Origin of the sequence: Streptomyces sp. NPDC090442, from assembly GCF_044769405.1 — a bacterium.
Lineage (GTDB): Bacteria > Actinomycetota > Actinomycetes > Streptomycetales > Streptomycetaceae > Streptomyces.
Map to the genome: position 1 here is coordinate 75,152 of NZ_JBIVXW010000030.1, position 13,985 is coordinate 89,136.

The 13,985-nt window shown below is 67.8% G+C and carries 13 protein-coding genes; 8 read left to right on the forward strand and 5 right to left on the reverse strand.

Translation table 11 applies throughout. The features are described from left to right. Positions 1-158: 158 nt before the first annotated feature. The 3 genes from ACIQU6_RS21890 to ACIQU6_RS21900 all read left to right on the forward strand — a co-directional run bounded on the left by ACIQU6_RS21890 (position 159) and on the right by ACIQU6_RS21900 (position 1,647). On the forward strand, positions 159-629 hold the full coding sequence (locus ACIQU6_RS21890) for a BlaI/MecI/CopY family transcriptional regulator (RefSeq protein WP_403483360.1): 471 nt from the start codon (positions 159-161) through the stop codon (positions 627-629). A 9-nt stretch (positions 630-638) separates the two neighbouring features. Continuing rightward, positions 639-1,157, forward strand: a complete 519-nt coding sequence (locus ACIQU6_RS21895; RefSeq protein ID WP_403483321.1) for an amino-acid N-acetyltransferase — start codon at positions 639-641, stop codon at positions 1,155-1,157. A 157-nt stretch (positions 1,158-1,314) separates the two neighbouring features. Then, positions 1,315-1,647, forward strand: coding sequence for an Lsr2 family protein (locus ACIQU6_RS21900; RefSeq protein WP_403483322.1), 333 nt, complete (start codon positions 1,315-1,317; stop codon positions 1,645-1,647). Here the strand turns inward: ACIQU6_RS21900 and ACIQU6_RS21905 are convergent. Next, on the reverse strand, positions 1,578-2,258 hold the full coding sequence (locus ACIQU6_RS21905; protein WP_403483323.1) for an SCO3374 family protein: 681 nt from the start codon (positions 2,256-2,258) through the stop codon (positions 1,578-1,580). The genes ACIQU6_RS21900 and ACIQU6_RS21905 overlap by 70 nt on opposite strands. 497 nt (positions 2,259-2,755) lie before the next feature. On the opposite strand from ACIQU6_RS21905, the gene ACIQU6_RS21910 reads away from it, so the two are divergent. Next, on the forward strand, positions 2,756-5,281 hold the full coding sequence (locus ACIQU6_RS21910) for an ATP-dependent Clp protease ATP-binding subunit (protein ID WP_403483324.1): 2,526 nt from the start codon (positions 2,756-2,758) through the stop codon (positions 5,279-5,281). Positions 5,282-5,373: 92 nt separating this feature from the next. Here the strand turns inward: ACIQU6_RS21910 and ACIQU6_RS21915 are convergent, their stop codons facing one another. Further along, positions 5,374-8,568, reverse strand: a complete 3,195-nt coding sequence (locus tag ACIQU6_RS21915; protein ID WP_403483325.1) for an NACHT domain-containing protein — start codon at positions 8,566-8,568, stop codon at positions 5,374-5,376. A 489-nt stretch (positions 8,569-9,057) separates the two neighbouring features. On the opposite strand from ACIQU6_RS21915, the gene ACIQU6_RS21920 reads away from it, so the two are divergent. Next, positions 9,058-9,738 (forward strand): M23 family metallopeptidase, encoded by a 681-nt coding sequence (locus tag ACIQU6_RS21920; protein WP_403483326.1) that lies wholly within the window; start codon positions 9,058-9,060, stop codon positions 9,736-9,738. Between the two features lie 11 nt (positions 9,739-9,749). Here ACIQU6_RS21920 and ACIQU6_RS21925 read toward each other — a convergent pair whose 3' ends face one another. Continuing rightward, on the reverse strand, positions 9,750-10,337 hold the full coding sequence (locus tag ACIQU6_RS21925) for a TetR/AcrR family transcriptional regulator (protein ID WP_403483327.1): 588 nt from the start codon (positions 10,335-10,337) through the stop codon (positions 9,750-9,752). Between the two features lie 207 nt (positions 10,338-10,544). Here ACIQU6_RS21925 and ACIQU6_RS21930 point away from each other — a divergent pair, with 207 nt between their 5' ends. Further along, the gene (locus tag ACIQU6_RS21930) at positions 10,545-12,137 is read left to right on the forward strand and encodes an MDR family MFS transporter (protein ID WP_403483328.1); all 1,593 of its coding nucleotides are present in this window, start codon (positions 10,545-10,547) and stop codon (positions 12,135-12,137) included. A 67-nt stretch (positions 12,138-12,204) separates the two neighbouring features. Here ACIQU6_RS21930 and ACIQU6_RS21935 read toward each other — a convergent pair whose 3' ends face one another. Then, positions 12,205-12,426, reverse strand: a complete 222-nt coding sequence (locus tag ACIQU6_RS21935; protein ID WP_403483329.1) for a DUF397 domain-containing protein — start codon at positions 12,424-12,426, stop codon at positions 12,205-12,207. Further along, on the reverse strand, positions 12,404-13,261 hold the full coding sequence (locus ACIQU6_RS21940) for a helix-turn-helix domain-containing protein (protein ID WP_403483330.1): 858 nt from the start codon (positions 13,259-13,261) through the stop codon (positions 12,404-12,406). The genes ACIQU6_RS21935 and ACIQU6_RS21940 overlap by 23 nt, the downstream gene beginning before the upstream one ends. 117 nt (positions 13,262-13,378) lie before the next feature. Here ACIQU6_RS21940 and ACIQU6_RS21945 point away from each other — a divergent pair, with 117 nt between their 5' ends. Beyond that, on the forward strand, positions 13,379-13,573 hold the full coding sequence (locus ACIQU6_RS21945) for a hypothetical protein (protein WP_403483331.1): 195 nt from the start codon (positions 13,379-13,381) through the stop codon (positions 13,571-13,573). Beyond that, positions 13,573-13,947 (forward strand): ATP-binding protein, encoded by a 375-nt coding sequence (locus tag ACIQU6_RS21950; protein WP_403483332.1) that lies wholly within the window; start codon positions 13,573-13,575, stop codon positions 13,945-13,947. The genes ACIQU6_RS21945 and ACIQU6_RS21950 overlap by 1 nt, the downstream gene beginning before the upstream one ends. Positions 13,948-13,985 lie beyond the last annotated feature (38 nt).

Below are 13,985 nucleotides of genomic sequence, written 5' to 3' on the forward strand. Positions count from 1 at the left end.
TTCGGGCGGCCCGCCCGCTCAGTACGGCCCGGGATTGAGTGTCCCGGGCCGTACTTCCTTTTTCCGGACCAAACGCAACGAGATCAACCGGCATTCGCGACATCTCCCACTATTCTTCTTGTGTGCCGAGACGCTTGGGTGATCTGGAAGACGCGGTCATGACGCGGGTCTGGGAGTGGAACCGTCCGGTCACCGTTCGAGAAGTTCTGGAGGATCTCCAGAAGGAACGGTCGATCGCCTACACGACGGTCATGACCGTATTGGACAACCTTCATCAGAAGGGCTGGGTCCGCCGCGAAGCGGAAGGTCGCGCCTATCGATATGAGGCGGTCTCCACTCGCGCCGCGTACTCGGCCGCACTGATGAACGAAGCGTGGTCCGCCAGTGACAACCCCGCGGCCGCACTAGTGGCCTTCTTCGGCATGATGTCGCCGGAACAACGGCAAGCCCTCCGCGATGCCGTACGGATGGTGCAGGTCGACGATCCGGCCGAAGCGGCGGAAGAACAGGTGACGGCCCGGGAAGGGGCCGGGGAACAGGCCGCGGAAGAACAGTCGCGAGCCGCGGATGAAGCGCCGGCCGGCGAAGGAGATGAACCCGGAGCGGGTGCCGGCGGCAAGGGGCGATAGCGTCCGGGCATGTCAGCGCATTCAAATGGGATCACCGTCCGTCGTGCCCGGACCAGCGATGTACCCACCGTGCGTCGCCTCATCGACGCCTACTCGTGCGACGGGATCCTGCTCGACAAAGCCACCGTCACGCTTTACGAGGACATCCAGGAGTTCTGGGTGGCCGAGCGGGACGAAGACGCCGAAGTGGTCGGCTGCGGCGCACTGCACGTCATGTGGGAAGACCTCGCGGAGGTCCGGACCCTGGCGGTGGACCCGGCGCTGCGCGGATCCGGGGTCGGGCACCAGGTCCTGGCCAAGTTGGTGGCCACGGCGCGGTGGCTCGGAGTGCGGCGAATTTTTTGCCTCACCTTCGAAGTCGACTTCTTCGCCAAGCACGGCTTCGTGGAGATCGGCGAGACTCCCGTAGACGGGGATGTGTACAGCGAACTGCTGCGTTCCTATGACGAGGGCGTAGCGGAGTTCCTGGGCCTCGAACGAGTGAAGCCCAACACCCTGGGCAACAGTCGCATGCTTCTGCACCTGTGATCAGTGTTCTATGTCCGAATCGCTCCCCTATCTCATGCCTACGGAAGCATGCGTTCCCCGCTCTGTGGGCAAGTGAACCCTACCCAAGGGTTTGTGTTTTTCCCGGAAAAGCGGTTTGCTTTCCGTCGTAATCCGCATTCGATGAAAGGGAAACCTGGTGGCACAGAAGGTTCAGGTTCTTCTTGTCGACGACCTCGACGGTGGCGAGGCCAACGAGACCGTGACGTTCGCTCTCGACGGTAAGTCCTACGAGATCGACCTCTCCGACGCCAACGCGGACAAGCTGCGCGAGTCGCTGGCCGACTTCGTGAGGGCTGGCCGCAAGACCGGTGGCCGTTCCGCCGGTCGCGGCAAGGCCCGGGCGGCTTCCGCCGGCTCCCCGGACACCGCGAAGATCCGCGCCTGGGCGAAGGAGAACGGCTACAACGTCAATGACCGTGGCCGTGTCCCCGCCGACATTCGCGAGGCATTCGAGAAGGCCAACGGCTGAGCGCCGCACGCGCGATCCGATTGGCCATTACGAGCACGTACCAACCGGGCCCGGTGGCACTCCGTTGCTGCCGCGCTCACGAGCCGTACGAGGTCGGGGGCGCCCCCACCGTCCCCGATTCCTGTCCCGATCCCCGTGGTGGGCAGGGAATTCTCCGCCTCGTATCCAGGCTGGGGAGGCCGCACCCATCCCGCGGCCTCCCGAGTGCCGCAGCCGCCTGACGCGCGGCCCTCGGAGGGGATCGCCGGCGCGGGCATCCGCCCCCCGGCCCCGCGTGCCGTGAGGTCCGCCGCGAGCGTGCCCCACTCCAGCCACTCCAGGATTCCCGGGAGTTCCTCCGCGCCGCCGGCCGCGATGAGCATGAGCAGTTTCGGCCGATCCTCCGCCTGCTTCCCGCCCCGTTCGGGCCGCAGCAGTGCGACCGGGCCGGTGTGCGGCATCCGTCGCAGCACGGCGTGCCCCGCGTCGGCGGGCATCTCCAGGACGTCGAAGCGCAGCCCCGTGAGCAGCTGGACCGGCTCGGTTCCGGTGGTCGGCCAGCCCAGTTCCTCCTCGTACCACCGGCGGACGGTGGCGAGGGGGCAGCGGGGTCGCGGGAGCGCGCGGGCCATGTCCGGTGCAACTCCCGACCATCGGGAAGGTTACGTTCGGTGTGCGGAGTGATGCATTCCGTGTATTGCCGGTGGGAGTGCGGGCGCGTTCCGGGGTGTGGAGGTGTTCGCCCGTAGCGGAGGGAAAAGGCCCGCGCCGCATGGAGTGTCAGTGCGGGCGGGTAAGAAAGTCTCGGTGGGTAGAGACGCTGTGACCGGCACTGCGAGCAGTTCGACGCCGTCCTTGGGTGGCGGTGGATGGTGTGTCGGCGAGGGGCGCGTTCGCCACGGGCGTAGTGGCGGCATGCGTATATGCCTGGCCTGCGGGAACATCGTCTCGCACCATCGAGTTGGAGCAGGTGTCAGCTGTTCGGCAGTAAATTTCCCCGTCGGAGCGGGGTGATCCGGACGGGTGTCGGCAGTTGGAATGAGCTGTCCCGCCCTGCGGGACTAGCATGCGGAAGGACAGGGAGGGGACCGACCCCTAACTGCCTGACCGCTCTGAGGAGCGATTAACGATGTTCGAGAGGTTCACCGACCGTGCGCGGCGGGTTGTCGTCCTGGCTCAGGAAGAAGCCCGGATGCTCAACCACAACTACATCGGCACCGAACACATCCTCCTGGGTCTGATCCACGAGGGTGAGGGTGTCGCCGCTAAGGCCCTGGAGAGCCTCGGCATTTCGCTCGAGGCGGTCCGCCAGCAGGTGGAGGAGATCATCGGTCAGGGCCAGCAGGCCCCGTCCGGCCACATCCCCTTCACTCCCCGTGCCAAGAAGGTCCTGGAGCTGTCGCTCCGCGAGGCCCTCCAGCTCGGCCACAACTACATCGGCACCGAGCACATCCTGCTCGGTCTGATCCGCGAGGGCGAGGGCGTCGCCGCCCAGGTCCTCGTGAAGCTGGGCGCCGACCTGAACCGAGTGCGGCAGCAGGTCATCCAGCTGCTCTCCGGCTACCAGGGCAAGGAGGCCGCCACCGCGGGCGGCCCCGCCGAGGGCACGCCCTCGACCTCCCTCGTCCTGGACCAGTTCGGCCGCAACCTCACGCAGGCCGCCCGGGAGACCAAGCTCGACCCGGTCATCGGGCGCGAGAAGGAAATCGAGCGGGTCATGCAGGTGCTGTCCCGCCGCACCAAGAACAACCCGGTCCTCATCGGCGAGCCCGGCGTCGGCAAGACGGCGGTCGTCGAGGGCCTGGCGCAGGCCATCGTCAAGGGCGAGGTGCCCGAGACCCTCAAGGACAAGCACCTCTACACCCTCGACCTGGGCGCGCTGGTCGCCGGCTCCCGGTACCGCGGTGACTTCGAGGAGCGCCTGAAGAAGGTGCTCAAGGAGATCCGCACCCGCGGCGACATCATCCTGTTCATCGACGAGCTGCACACCCTGGTCGGCGCGGGCGCCGCCGAGGGCGCGATCGACGCGGCCAGCATCCTCAAGCCCATGCTGGCGCGCGGTGAGCTGCAGACCATCGGTGCGACGACGCTGGACGAGTACCGCAAGCACCTGGAGAAGGACGCGGCCCTGGAGCGCCGTTTCCAGCCGATCCAGGTCGCCGAGCCGTCGCTGCCGCACACCATCGAGATCCTCAAGGGTCTGCGGGACCGCTACGAGGCGCACCACCGGGTGTCCATCACGGACGCCGCGCTGGTCGCCGCGGCCACCCTGGCCGACCGCTACATCTCCGACCGCTTCCTGCCGGACAAGGCGATCGACCTGATCGACGAGGCCGGTTCCCGGATGCGGATCCGTCGGATGACCGCGCCGCCGGACCTGCGCGAGTTCGACGAGAAGATCGCCGACGTGCGCCGCGAGAAGGAGTCCGCGATCGACTCGCAGGACTTCGAGATGGCCGCCGGCCTGCGCGACAAGGAGAAGCAGCTCCTGGCCGCGAAGGCGAAGCGGGAGAAGGAGTGGAAGGCCGGCGACATGGACGTCGTCGCCGAGGTCGACGAGGAGCTGATCGCCGAGGTCCTGGCCACGGCGACGGGCATCCCGGTCTTCAAGCTCACCGAGGAGGAGTCCAGCCGGCTCCTGCGGATGGAAGACGAGCTGCACAAGCGCGTCATCGGCCAGAAGGACGCCATCAAGGCGCTCTCGCAGGCGATCCGTCGTACGCGTGCCGGCCTGAAGGACCCGAAGCGTCCCGGTGGTTCGTTCATCTTCGCCGGCCCGTCCGGTGTCGGTAAGACCGAACTCTCCAAGACGCTGGCGGAGTTCCTGTTCGGCGACGAGGACGCGCTGATCTCCCTCGACATGTCGGAGTTCAGCGAGAAGCACACCGTCTCGCGGCTGTTCGGTTCGCCTCCCGGCTACGTCGGTTACGAGGAGGGCGGCCAGCTCACCGAGAAGGTGCGCCGCAAGCCGTTCTCGGTCGTCCTCTTCGACGAGGTCGAGAAGGCCCACCCGGACATCTTCAACTCGCTGCTGCAGATCCTGGAGGACGGTCGACTGACCGACTCCCAGGGCCGGGTCGTGGACTTCAAGAACACGGTCATCATCATGACCACCAACCTCGGCACCCGGGACATCTCCAAGGGCTTCAACCTGGGCTTCGCCGCCCAGGGCGACGTCAAGACCGGCTACGAGCGGATGAAGGCCAAGGTCAACGAGGAGCTCAAGCAGCACTTCCGGCCCGAGTTCCTCAACCGTGTCGACGACACGGTGGTCTTCCACCAGCTCACCGAGGAAGACATCATCCAGATCGTCGACCTGATGATCGCCAAGGTGGATGAGCGTCTGAAGGACCGCGACATGGGCATCGAGCTCAGCAGCGAGGCCAAGTCGCTGCTGGCCAAGCGGGGTTACGACCCGGTGCTCGGCGCGCGTCCGCTGCGTCGCACGATCCAGCGCGAGATCGAGGACGCCCTCTCGGAGAAGATCCTCTTCAGCGAGCTGCGTCCGGGCCACATCGTGGTCGTCGACGTGGAGGGCGAGGGCGAGTCCGCCAAGTTCACCTTCCGCGGTGAGGAGAAGTCGGCCGTGCCGAGCGCTCCTCCGGTGGAGTCGGCGACGGGTGGGTCCGGGCCCAACCTGAGCAAGGACGCCTAAGCGAGCTGGCTTGCTGACACGTCAGCCGCCCCGGGACCGTTCAACGGTCCCGGGGCGGTTTTGTGTTGGGGCCGCGACTGTCAGGCCTCGGCTTATGTGCGGGGGCGGGGGCGGGGGCGGGGGCGGGGGAAGAGGGTGAGGTTGATGTGGGGTGGGGGCGTGTAGGTGGGGGAGGGGGTGAGGTGGGAGAGGTGGAGCTTCTGGAGAGCGGGGAGGGACTCGATGGGCGAAAGGTCGAGGGTGCCGCCGACTAGGCCGTAGAGGCGGAGTGTGTGGGTACCGGGGAAGGCCGGGAGGGCAGCGGGCAGTAGCTCGCCGAATTCCGTGACGGGGCGCCGTCCCGTATTGATGAGGCTGAGGGTTTTTACCTGGGGTAGGCGGAAGCCCTGGGGGATGCGGAGGGAGCATTCTCCTTCCGCCAGGCCGAAGGAAAGGTCCTCCAAGCTGCCGAGGCGGGAGAGCGCCTGCCACTGGGCCGGCGCGGAATCGCCCAGGAGCTGCCGTAGTTGGAGAGATTCCAGGTGCGGCCAGGCGGCGAGGCGGGTGAGGCCGGAAGGAATCCGCTCACCGAGGGCGAGGTGGGTCAGCGGGGCATCGGAGGGCAAGGCGTCGAGGTCCTCCGGCGGGAGCGGGGCGTAGTGCGTCAGACTTTCTAGTCGATCCAGGCGGTCGAGAGCCCGTGGGGTGGGTACCCCGCTGGAGGCGGTCCCGCTGATTCCGAGATGGCGCAGGGGCAGGCCGGTGAGCGGGGCGACGGATTCGACGGCCGGGCAACCCTGAAACGACAGCGACTTCAGGGCCGGGAAGCCTCGGAGAAAGGTCAGGTCGCTGATGACTGGGTTGTTGATCAGCGAGAGACGCGTGACTTGATGGGGGTGGAGGCTGTCGAGGAGTTCTTCGGCGGTGAACGTCCCGTTGACGGTCGTCCGGGGACGGCCGCCTAGGGAAGCTAGGGCGTGCAGTTCGGCGAGGGAAGAGACGGTGACGTCCACGTCGGCGTCGAGATGTTGGATGACTTCATTCGCGAACTGATCAGTGTCGAATTTCGCCCAGTGATTGCCGAGTTGGGCGCGGACGTTGAAGGAAGGGTGGCTCCGGAAGCGCCTGATGTACGCCAATGCGGCGTCGGTGCCGATGGTCGCGGCGGTGGTGATCACCTCTCGGCCTTCGTCGTCTTCCAGGCCGTCAGGGCCGGGCAGCAACTCCAGGACGAGGGGCCCCGCTTCACTGAGCATCTTTGATTCCTCGTGGGTGCGCGGTGGCAGGATGGCGCCCGCCCGCGCATGGACCTCCTCCCGCACCTTCGGGTCGATCTCCGTTGCCTGTTCCAGGCATGCCATGGCGAGTAGGTCCGTGCGGAGTTCGTTCTTGGCTAGTAACTCCCGCAGGAGGTCGGCGCGTTCGCGGGGGCGGGCGTGGCCGACTGCCATGCGGATGACGTCCTCCCATTGGGAGTCCGTGGCGTGTTGGACGAGTAGGCCGAAGTCGCCCGTCTCCACCGCCGCCTTGGCGCCCAGGTAGTCCTGGAAGGTGCGGTGGATGAAGTCGACGGTGTCGGGGGTGGGTTGGCGGAGGAGGAGGTGGCGGAAGACGGTCGGGGCCGGGCCCTGGGAGGCGGCGGCGGGGACGGCGGGGAGGGCGTCGGCGAGGACCTGCTCGGCGCGGTCGCGGTCGAGTTCGGTGCGGCCGTTGCGGATCAGCCAGTAGGCGAGGCGCTGGAGGAGCTGGATCTGGGGCTCGTCGGGGAGCTCGATGCCGTCCGGGCCCCGCATGTCGCGTTCCCGGTCGCGGCGGGAGAGCAGCATGCTCAGGGCGGCGTCGTAGAGCTCCTTGCGGCCGTGCGGGAGGTAGCCGCGGCGGTCGCGGTGGAGGGCGCAGATCAGGCCGCACATCAGGGGGTTGGTGGCGAGGCGGCCGAGGTCGGGCTTGGTGCGGACGGCGGTGCGGAGGGACTCCTCGTAGGCGGCGAGATGGTCGGGGGCCTCGGATGCGGGGGTGGCGGCGCGGTGCCAGCGGGTGATGAAGGCGGCGACCTCGTCGCGGCTCATGGGGGAGAGGGTCAGTTCGGCGAAGCCGTCCGGGGTGAGCCAGTCGTCGCGGACCGCGGAGGGGCGGGTGGTGACCAGCCAGCGGTTGTCGGTGGGGAAGGCGTCGAGGAGGTCGCGGAGCCAGTGGCGGGTGGCCTCGCGTTCGCGTTCGGGGACCTCGTCGAGGCCGTCGACGAGGAGGAGGGCGCGGCCGGAGGTGAGGATGCGGTGGGCCCAGCCGTCGGGTTGGGCGCCGGAGACCGGGCAGCCGACGGCGGAGAGGAAGCGGTCCGGGGTGGGCAGAGGGGTGCCGGCGCGGGTGAGGGTGCGTAACGGGAGGACGAAGGGGATGCGGCCGTAGAGGTGGGGGAGGGAGGTCGCGGCGAGGGGTTTGGTGCAGGAGACGGCCAGCCACTGGACGAGGGTGCTCTTGCCGGAGCCGGCGACGCCGCGCAGCAGCACCCGGTCGCGGCCGGCGAGGGCCTGGTCGGCGGGGAGCGGCGCGCGGGGCGGCAGGTCCTCGAAGGGGTGCTCCTCGCGGCTCGGGCCGGTGGCCGCCAGGCTCATGTAGGCGGCGTCCAGGGGCCAGCGGTCCGGGGAGTTGTGCAGGTCGATGCCGTAGATGGTGAGGCGGCCGTGCTTGCGGGCGAGATGGGCGAGGTAGGTCCGCTTGAAGGCGAGGTCGGCGGTGCGTGGGGACGGGTGCCGGTCGAGGAAGTCGTCGATCTTCGTGACCAGGGTGTCCAGGGTGCGGCTCTGTTGTACGAGGGTGCGGGCGATGAAGGTGGAGCGCTGGGTGAAGAAGTGGATGACGTGCAGGCAGGCAGTGGTGAGCAGGGCGTGGTGGAGGAGTTCGGCGTCCCGGGAGAGGTCGCGGGTCGCCTGAGGGGCGCCGGCGCGTAGCGCGTCGGCGAGGGCGGTGGGGCCGAGGTGGACGGCCTGGACGTCGTCCATGGTGAGGGTGCCGAGCGCGCCGAGGGTGGTGGCCAGGGCGGCGGCGACCGCGGGCTCGTCGCCCTCGGGCAGGGGCCGCTCACCGGGCGGGGCGGAGCGGACGGCGCGCCGCACCAGCTCGCTCGCCACCTTGTGGAGGTCCCGCTCGGTGAGGGTGCGCCGCTCCCCCTTGAAGGAGACGAGGGCGGAGACGCGGACCGGGGCGTCCACGACGCCGGCGCCCGGCCCCTCCTGGACGAAGAGCTTCTTCACGAGCGGTGCGACGACGCCGGACGCGAGCCGGGCGCCCAGTGCTGACGGGTCCATGAGCTTCTCCGCCCTCCCCCTGGCCGGTGCTGACCGTGGTGTTGACCGGATCAGGTTAGAGGGGCCGGCGGGGCCCGGTCAGGCGTTTTCGTATTTCGCGGCGGCGGGTGGCGCGGAATTGGGTAACGCGGGTCACAGTAATTCCCGTAACGCGGGTCACATTGACCTTGGGTGGCGTGTAACCCGGGTCACTTAAAGGCGGTCGAATCCTGTGACATGGGGCACATGAATTCACCCCCTACTAGCCGGAGTAGGGGAATTGTGGGGCGGTCGTGAGCCGGTCACTTGCTCGGTAAAGGCGCAGGTGGTCGGGGGTGTAAGGGGCGTCAAGTGTCGTTAGCGTGACTCCCCGCGAAGGGGCCGATCACCGCCGTCGCCAGTAGTAGAAAGCGGGTCTTGGCGGCAGGGCGCAGGCGGGTTACCAAGGAATGGCGATCCCGGTCCGCAGCCGGGAGAACTCATTCACTTCTCGCTGGAGGAAAAACCCGCATGTCGAAGTTTGCCGCGATACGCAATTCCAAGAAGACCGCCAAGTCCATGCTGCGTAACCGGGTGGCCGTCGTGGCCGCGGGTGCCGGTCTGACCGCCGCACTGGGCGCCGGTGTCGCCGTCGCCGCCGACGGCGGGCTGCTGAACCTCTCCGCCGGCACCAGCAAGGCCGTCGCCGCGCAGGCCGAGGCGCAGAGCAAGGCCGCCACGGACGCCAAGGCCGCCGCGGCGAAGGCCAAGGAAGAGGCCGCGAAGAAGGCCAACGGCTGGGTGAAGCCGGTCGAGAGCTACACCATCGGCCAGCCGTTCGGCATCGCCGGCAGCCACTGGTCGCACAAGCACAGCGGTCAGGACTTCGTCGTGCCGACCGGCACCAAGGTCAACGCCGTCCACAAGGGCACGGTCGTCAAGGCCGGTCCGAACGGCGGCGGCGACGGTCCCGCCTACGGCAACGCGATCGTGATCAAGCACCCCAACGGGATGTACACCCAGTACGCGCACCTGTCGCAGATCAACGTCCACGTCGGCCAGCAGGTGTCGACCGGCCAGCTGATCGGCCTGTCCGGCAGCACCGGCAACTCCACCGGCCCGCACCTGCACTTCGAGGTCCGCACCGGCCCCAACTACGGGTCGGGCATCGAGCCGACCGGATTCCTGCGGGCTCACGGCGCTGCCGTCTGAGCTGAGTCCGGTCAGGCTGGCCGGCGGCCCGGCGGGTTTGCCGCCGTGACCAGTTCCGTGGCGACCCTGAGGATGGCCTCGCGCTTCTCCTCGGGGTCGCCCACGACGTTCTGCATCGCGAACATCCCCGCGTGCATGGTGAACAGCGCCGTGAGGCAGCGCACCTGGTCGACCAGCTCGGCGTCGTTCTCCTTGAGCAGGTCGTAGAGGGTCAGCATCTGCTCCTTGAAGCGCAGGCCGATCGTCAACTCCCGCACCGTGGCCTGGTTTTCCTGCATGAAACGGAAAAGGTCCTCGGAGGACCGCAGCGACTCGTGGTAGCGCCGGATGACCTCCTGCTTGGTCTCCAGCGTGCGCGGCTGCTCCCGCGCCCAGGCGATCAGCTCGTCGATGGGCCGGCACAGGTCGTCGAAGAGGCTGAGGACGATGTCCTCTTTGGTCTTGAAGTGGTAGTAGAGCGCCGCCTTGGTGACGTCGAGCCGCTCGGCGATCTCCCGCAACGAGGTCTTCTCATAGCCGCGTTCGGAGAACAGCTCCAGGGCGACGTCCTGGATGCGCTGGCGGGTGTTCCCCCTGCGCGTTGGCGATGCGCTGCTCATGCTGTTCTCCTGCGTGACGGCGTTGTCGGTGCGGGGCCGGGCCGGGACGCGGCCCGCTTCCCCCGCAATCATCTGCTGCCCTGCTGGTCAGGGATCTACCCGCCCCCGGCGCAAGAAACTTACTTGACGCCCGGCTAGTGACTCTTCTACCTTCTCACCGTACAAAACTAGCCGGGCGGCAAGTAAGTAAGAAATGATGGGGAAGTGATGGGGATGTCGCGCACAGCGACCCCGACGGGGGAGATACCGGACCAGGCGGCGGGTAAAAAGCCGGCCAGCGTCCGGATGGTGCTCTTTGCACTCATGATCGCGATGTTGCTCGCGATGCTGGACAACATGATCGTCGGCACCGCGATGCCGACGATCGTCGGTGAACTGGGCGGCCTGTCCCACCTGTCGTGGGTCGTCACCGCCTACACCCTGGCCACCGCCGCCTCGACCCCGATCTGGGGCAAGTTGGGCGACATGTACGGCCGGAAGGGCGTCTTCCTGACGTCCATCGTGATCTTCCTGATCGGCTCGGCGCTCTCCGGCATGGCGCAGGACATGGGCCAGTTGATCGGCTTCCGCGCCGTGCAGGGCCTGGGCGCGGGCGGTCTGATGGTCGGCGTCATGGCCATCATCGGCGACCTGATCCCGCCGCGGGAACGCGGCAAGTACCAGGGCATGATGGCCGGCGTCATGGCCGTCGCGATGATCGGCGGCCCGCTGGTCGGCGGCACCATCACCGACCACCTCGGCTGGCGCTGGAGCTTCTACATCAACCTCCCGCTCGGCGCGATCGCCCTGGTCATGATCACCGCCGTGCTGCACCTGCCGAAGAAGCGCGCGCAGACCCGCATCGACTACGCGGGCGCGGCCCTGCTGACCATCGGCATCACCTCGCTGGTGCTGCTGACCACCTGGGGCGGCACCCAGTACGACTGGCTGTCGAAGCAGATCGTGGGCCTGGGCGCGCTGGCCGTCGTCGCCCTGGTCGCCTTCGTCCTCGTCGAGCGCAAGGTCAGCGACCCGGTCCTGCCGCTGCGCATCTTCCGCAACGGCAACTTCTCGCTCGTCACCGTGATCGGCTTCCTGGTCGGCTTCGTGATGTTCGGGTCGATGACCTTCCTGCCGCTGTACCAGCAGTCCGTCCAGGGCGCCTCGGCGACCAACTCGGGCCTCCTGCTGCTGCCGATGCTGCTGTCGATGATGGCGGTCTCGCTCTTCGCGGGCCGGGTCACCACCACGACCGGCAAGTACAAGATCTTCGTGACGGTCGGCGGCGGTCTGATCACCGTGGGCCTGGTGCTGCTGTCCCTGATGGACACCACCACCACGCGCTTCACGTCCGGCCTCTACATGGCGGTGCTCGGCGCCGGCATGGGCTTCCTGATGCAGACCACGATGCTGATCGCCCAGAACAGCGTCGAGATGCGGGACATGGGCGTCGGCTCCTCGTCGGCCACCCTGTTCAGGACCATCGGCGGCTCGTTCGGCGTCGCGATCATGGGCGCGGTCTTCTCCAACCAGGTGAAGACCACGATGATCGAGAAGCTGGGCCCCGTCGCCGGCGAGAAGATGACCACCGGCGGCGCCCAGATGGACCCCAAGGCCCTCCCGCACCTGCCGACCGCAGTGAAGGACGCGTACGCCCACGCGGTGTCCTCCGGCACTCACCAGGTCTTCTTCTGGGGCGCGTTGATCAGCGTCATCGGCTTCCTCGCGGCGTGGTTCCTCAAGGAGGTCCCGCTCCGGGGCGGCCCGAGCACCGACGCCCCGAAGGCGACGGAACCGCAGTCGGAGCCGGTGGCCGTCTGACGCCTGTCCGTTACGTGAACGGCCCCTGGGGCGCGCGTGGTTACGCGCCCCAGGGGCCGTTCGTCGTTCAGGCGCCGGCTAGTTGGCCGCTCTTGACGGCTCCGACGAACGCCGACCAGCGGTCGGCGGGGAACACGAGCGCCGGCCCGTGGGGGTCTTTGCTGTCCCGGACGGGGACGAGGTTGGAGAGAGCGTCCGACATCTCGATGCAGTTGGCGCCGTCGCCGTTGCTGTAGCTGCTCTTGCGCCAGGTGGCTGTGCTCAGGTCAATCCTGTTGCTGCGCTTCATCGTTGTAGCCCCTTGCCGCTTCCTCGATCATGGCCAGGGACGCCTCTGGTGGCAGTGCGGCGGCCCTCAGCAGATCGTACGACCTCCGATAGTCCGTCACGAGCGGCGGGAAGTCGATTGACTGGCCGCTGAATTCGCTCTCGGTCCATACGAGTGGTGGTGCGTCGGCGAACGTCATGACGCTGGCCATGCCGCCGTGCATCAGGGGGTGGAAGGCGGTCGATGCGGGGATGATTTGCAGGACGCTCCGTGTCGAGCGGATCCGGTCGAGGATGTGTTCCAGTTGTGCGGCTTGCTCAGCTGGTGGGAGGACAAGCCTGCGGATCAAGTCCTCGCGGAGGATTGCCCAGTAGTAGGGGCGTTCCTTGCGCTTCCAGATTTCAGCGCGCTCAAGCCGTGCCCGGACCTTCTCCTCGACGTCTTGGGGGTCTCCCCACGGCTTTGCCGTCTTGAAGAGCTTCCGCATGTACGCCTCGGTCTGAAGCAGGCCAGGGATAACGAACGGCGACCACTCCTCGATCGTCGTCGCCTGCTTCTCCAGATCGGGGATCTCCGCGAAGTAAGCCGGATGCCCCGACCGCCGGGCCTTGGCGGCGTCTTCGCAACGCCGCTCGAAGAAGCCATCGGTCTTGAGCTTCTGGTCGACGTGGATCGCCAGATCCATCGGCATGCCGCGCTCGCCGCGTTCGATCTGACTCAGCAGCGAGATGCCCCTGAACGCACCTTCCGCTAGCTGTTCGAGGGTGAGACCCGCTTTCTCCCGTCGGTAGCGCAACTCGGCGCCGTAGAAGCTCTGGACGTTCGCCGACGGGTCAGGGTCTTTCCGAGGAGGCATAACTCACCGTCACTACTTCGGGGTTGCGTGGGTGCAACGCGATTCCCTTCCAAAGTACGGACGTCGACGCCACGCTGTGAGCAGTTCGTCACGATGCGCACAGAAAGGTGAACGCCCATGGATGACGTGCACGAATGCACCGAGGGGCTCAAGGCGGCGTTGCGGGAAAACGGGATCACGTTGCCGTCGTTGGGCGTCGATCTGCCGTCGTTCGCGGGGCGGTACCCACCCCCGCTCGTCGCGCTCGGCAACTGCAACGTCGCGACGGCTCGCCAGCTCACCGAGGCGCTGCACAAGGCGGCCGGGCGGTGATGACCGTCCACCTGCTCGCCGTACCGAAGGAGGTCCCGTTGCTACGGCGTGCCGTAGGGGCGCACCTCGGGGCGGCGGCGTCCTGCGAAGTGGAGCTCTGCGTCAGCGAGTTGGTCGGGAACGTGATCCGGCACGTGGGGGAGGGCACGCCCGTTAGCGTGCACGTAACGCAGACCGTCGACGGGCGGGTGCGGATCGAAGTGGTAGACCCAGATCCGCGCGCCCTGCCCGTCCTCCTCCAGGCGGCCGTGGACGACGAACACGGGCGCGGGATAGCGCTGTTGGACGCCGTAGCGCTGCGGTGGGGCGTACGGCAGGAGGAGGCGAGCAAGACGGTCTGGTGCGAAGTGGCGGGAAAGTCGGCGACGGCGTAGGCCGGAGGGGATGTCCCGGGGTGCGCCCGCAGGATCTG

Bases quoted from the DNA above. Each gene is read 5' to 3' on its own strand.
- ACIQU6_RS21945 (WP_403483331.1), top strand. From the start codon at position 13,379: ATGGATGACGTGCACGAATGCACCGAGGGGCTCAAGGCGGCGTTGCGG.
- ACIQU6_RS21890 (WP_403483360.1), top strand. From the start codon at position 159: ATGACGCGGGTCTGGGAGTGGAACCGTCCGGTCACCGTTCGAGAAGTT.
- ACIQU6_RS21910 (WP_403483324.1), top strand. From the start codon at position 2,756: ATGTTCGAGAGGTTCACCGACCGTGCGCGGCGGGTTGTCGTCCTGGCT.
- ACIQU6_RS21905 (WP_403483323.1), bottom strand. From the start codon at position 2,258: ATGGCCCGCGCGCTCCCGCGACCCCGCTGCCCCCTCGCCACCGTCCGC.
- ACIQU6_RS21925 (WP_403483327.1), bottom strand. From the start codon at position 10,337: ATGAGCAGCGCATCGCCAACGCGCAGGGGGAACACCCGCCAGCGCATC.
- ACIQU6_RS21920 (WP_403483326.1), top strand. From the start codon at position 9,058: ATGTCGAAGTTTGCCGCGATACGCAATTCCAAGAAGACCGCCAAGTCC.
- ACIQU6_RS21915 (WP_403483325.1), bottom strand. From the start codon at position 8,568: ATGGACCCGTCAGCACTGGGCGCCCGGCTCGCGTCCGGCGTCGTCGCA.
- ACIQU6_RS21935 (WP_403483329.1), bottom strand. From the start codon at position 12,426: ATGAAGCGCAGCAACAGGATTGACCTGAGCACAGCCACCTGGCGCAAG.
- ACIQU6_RS21940 (WP_403483330.1), bottom strand. From the start codon at position 13,261: ATGCCTCCTCGGAAAGACCCTGACCCGTCGGCGAACGTCCAGAGCTTC.
- ACIQU6_RS21895 (WP_403483321.1), top strand. From the start codon at position 639: ATGTCAGCGCATTCAAATGGGATCACCGTCCGTCGTGCCCGGACCAGC.
- ACIQU6_RS21950 (WP_403483332.1), top strand. From the start codon at position 13,573: ATGACCGTCCACCTGCTCGCCGTACCGAAGGAGGTCCCGTTGCTACGG.
- ACIQU6_RS21930 (WP_403483328.1), top strand. From the start codon at position 10,545: ATGGGGATGTCGCGCACAGCGACCCCGACGGGGGAGATACCGGACCAG.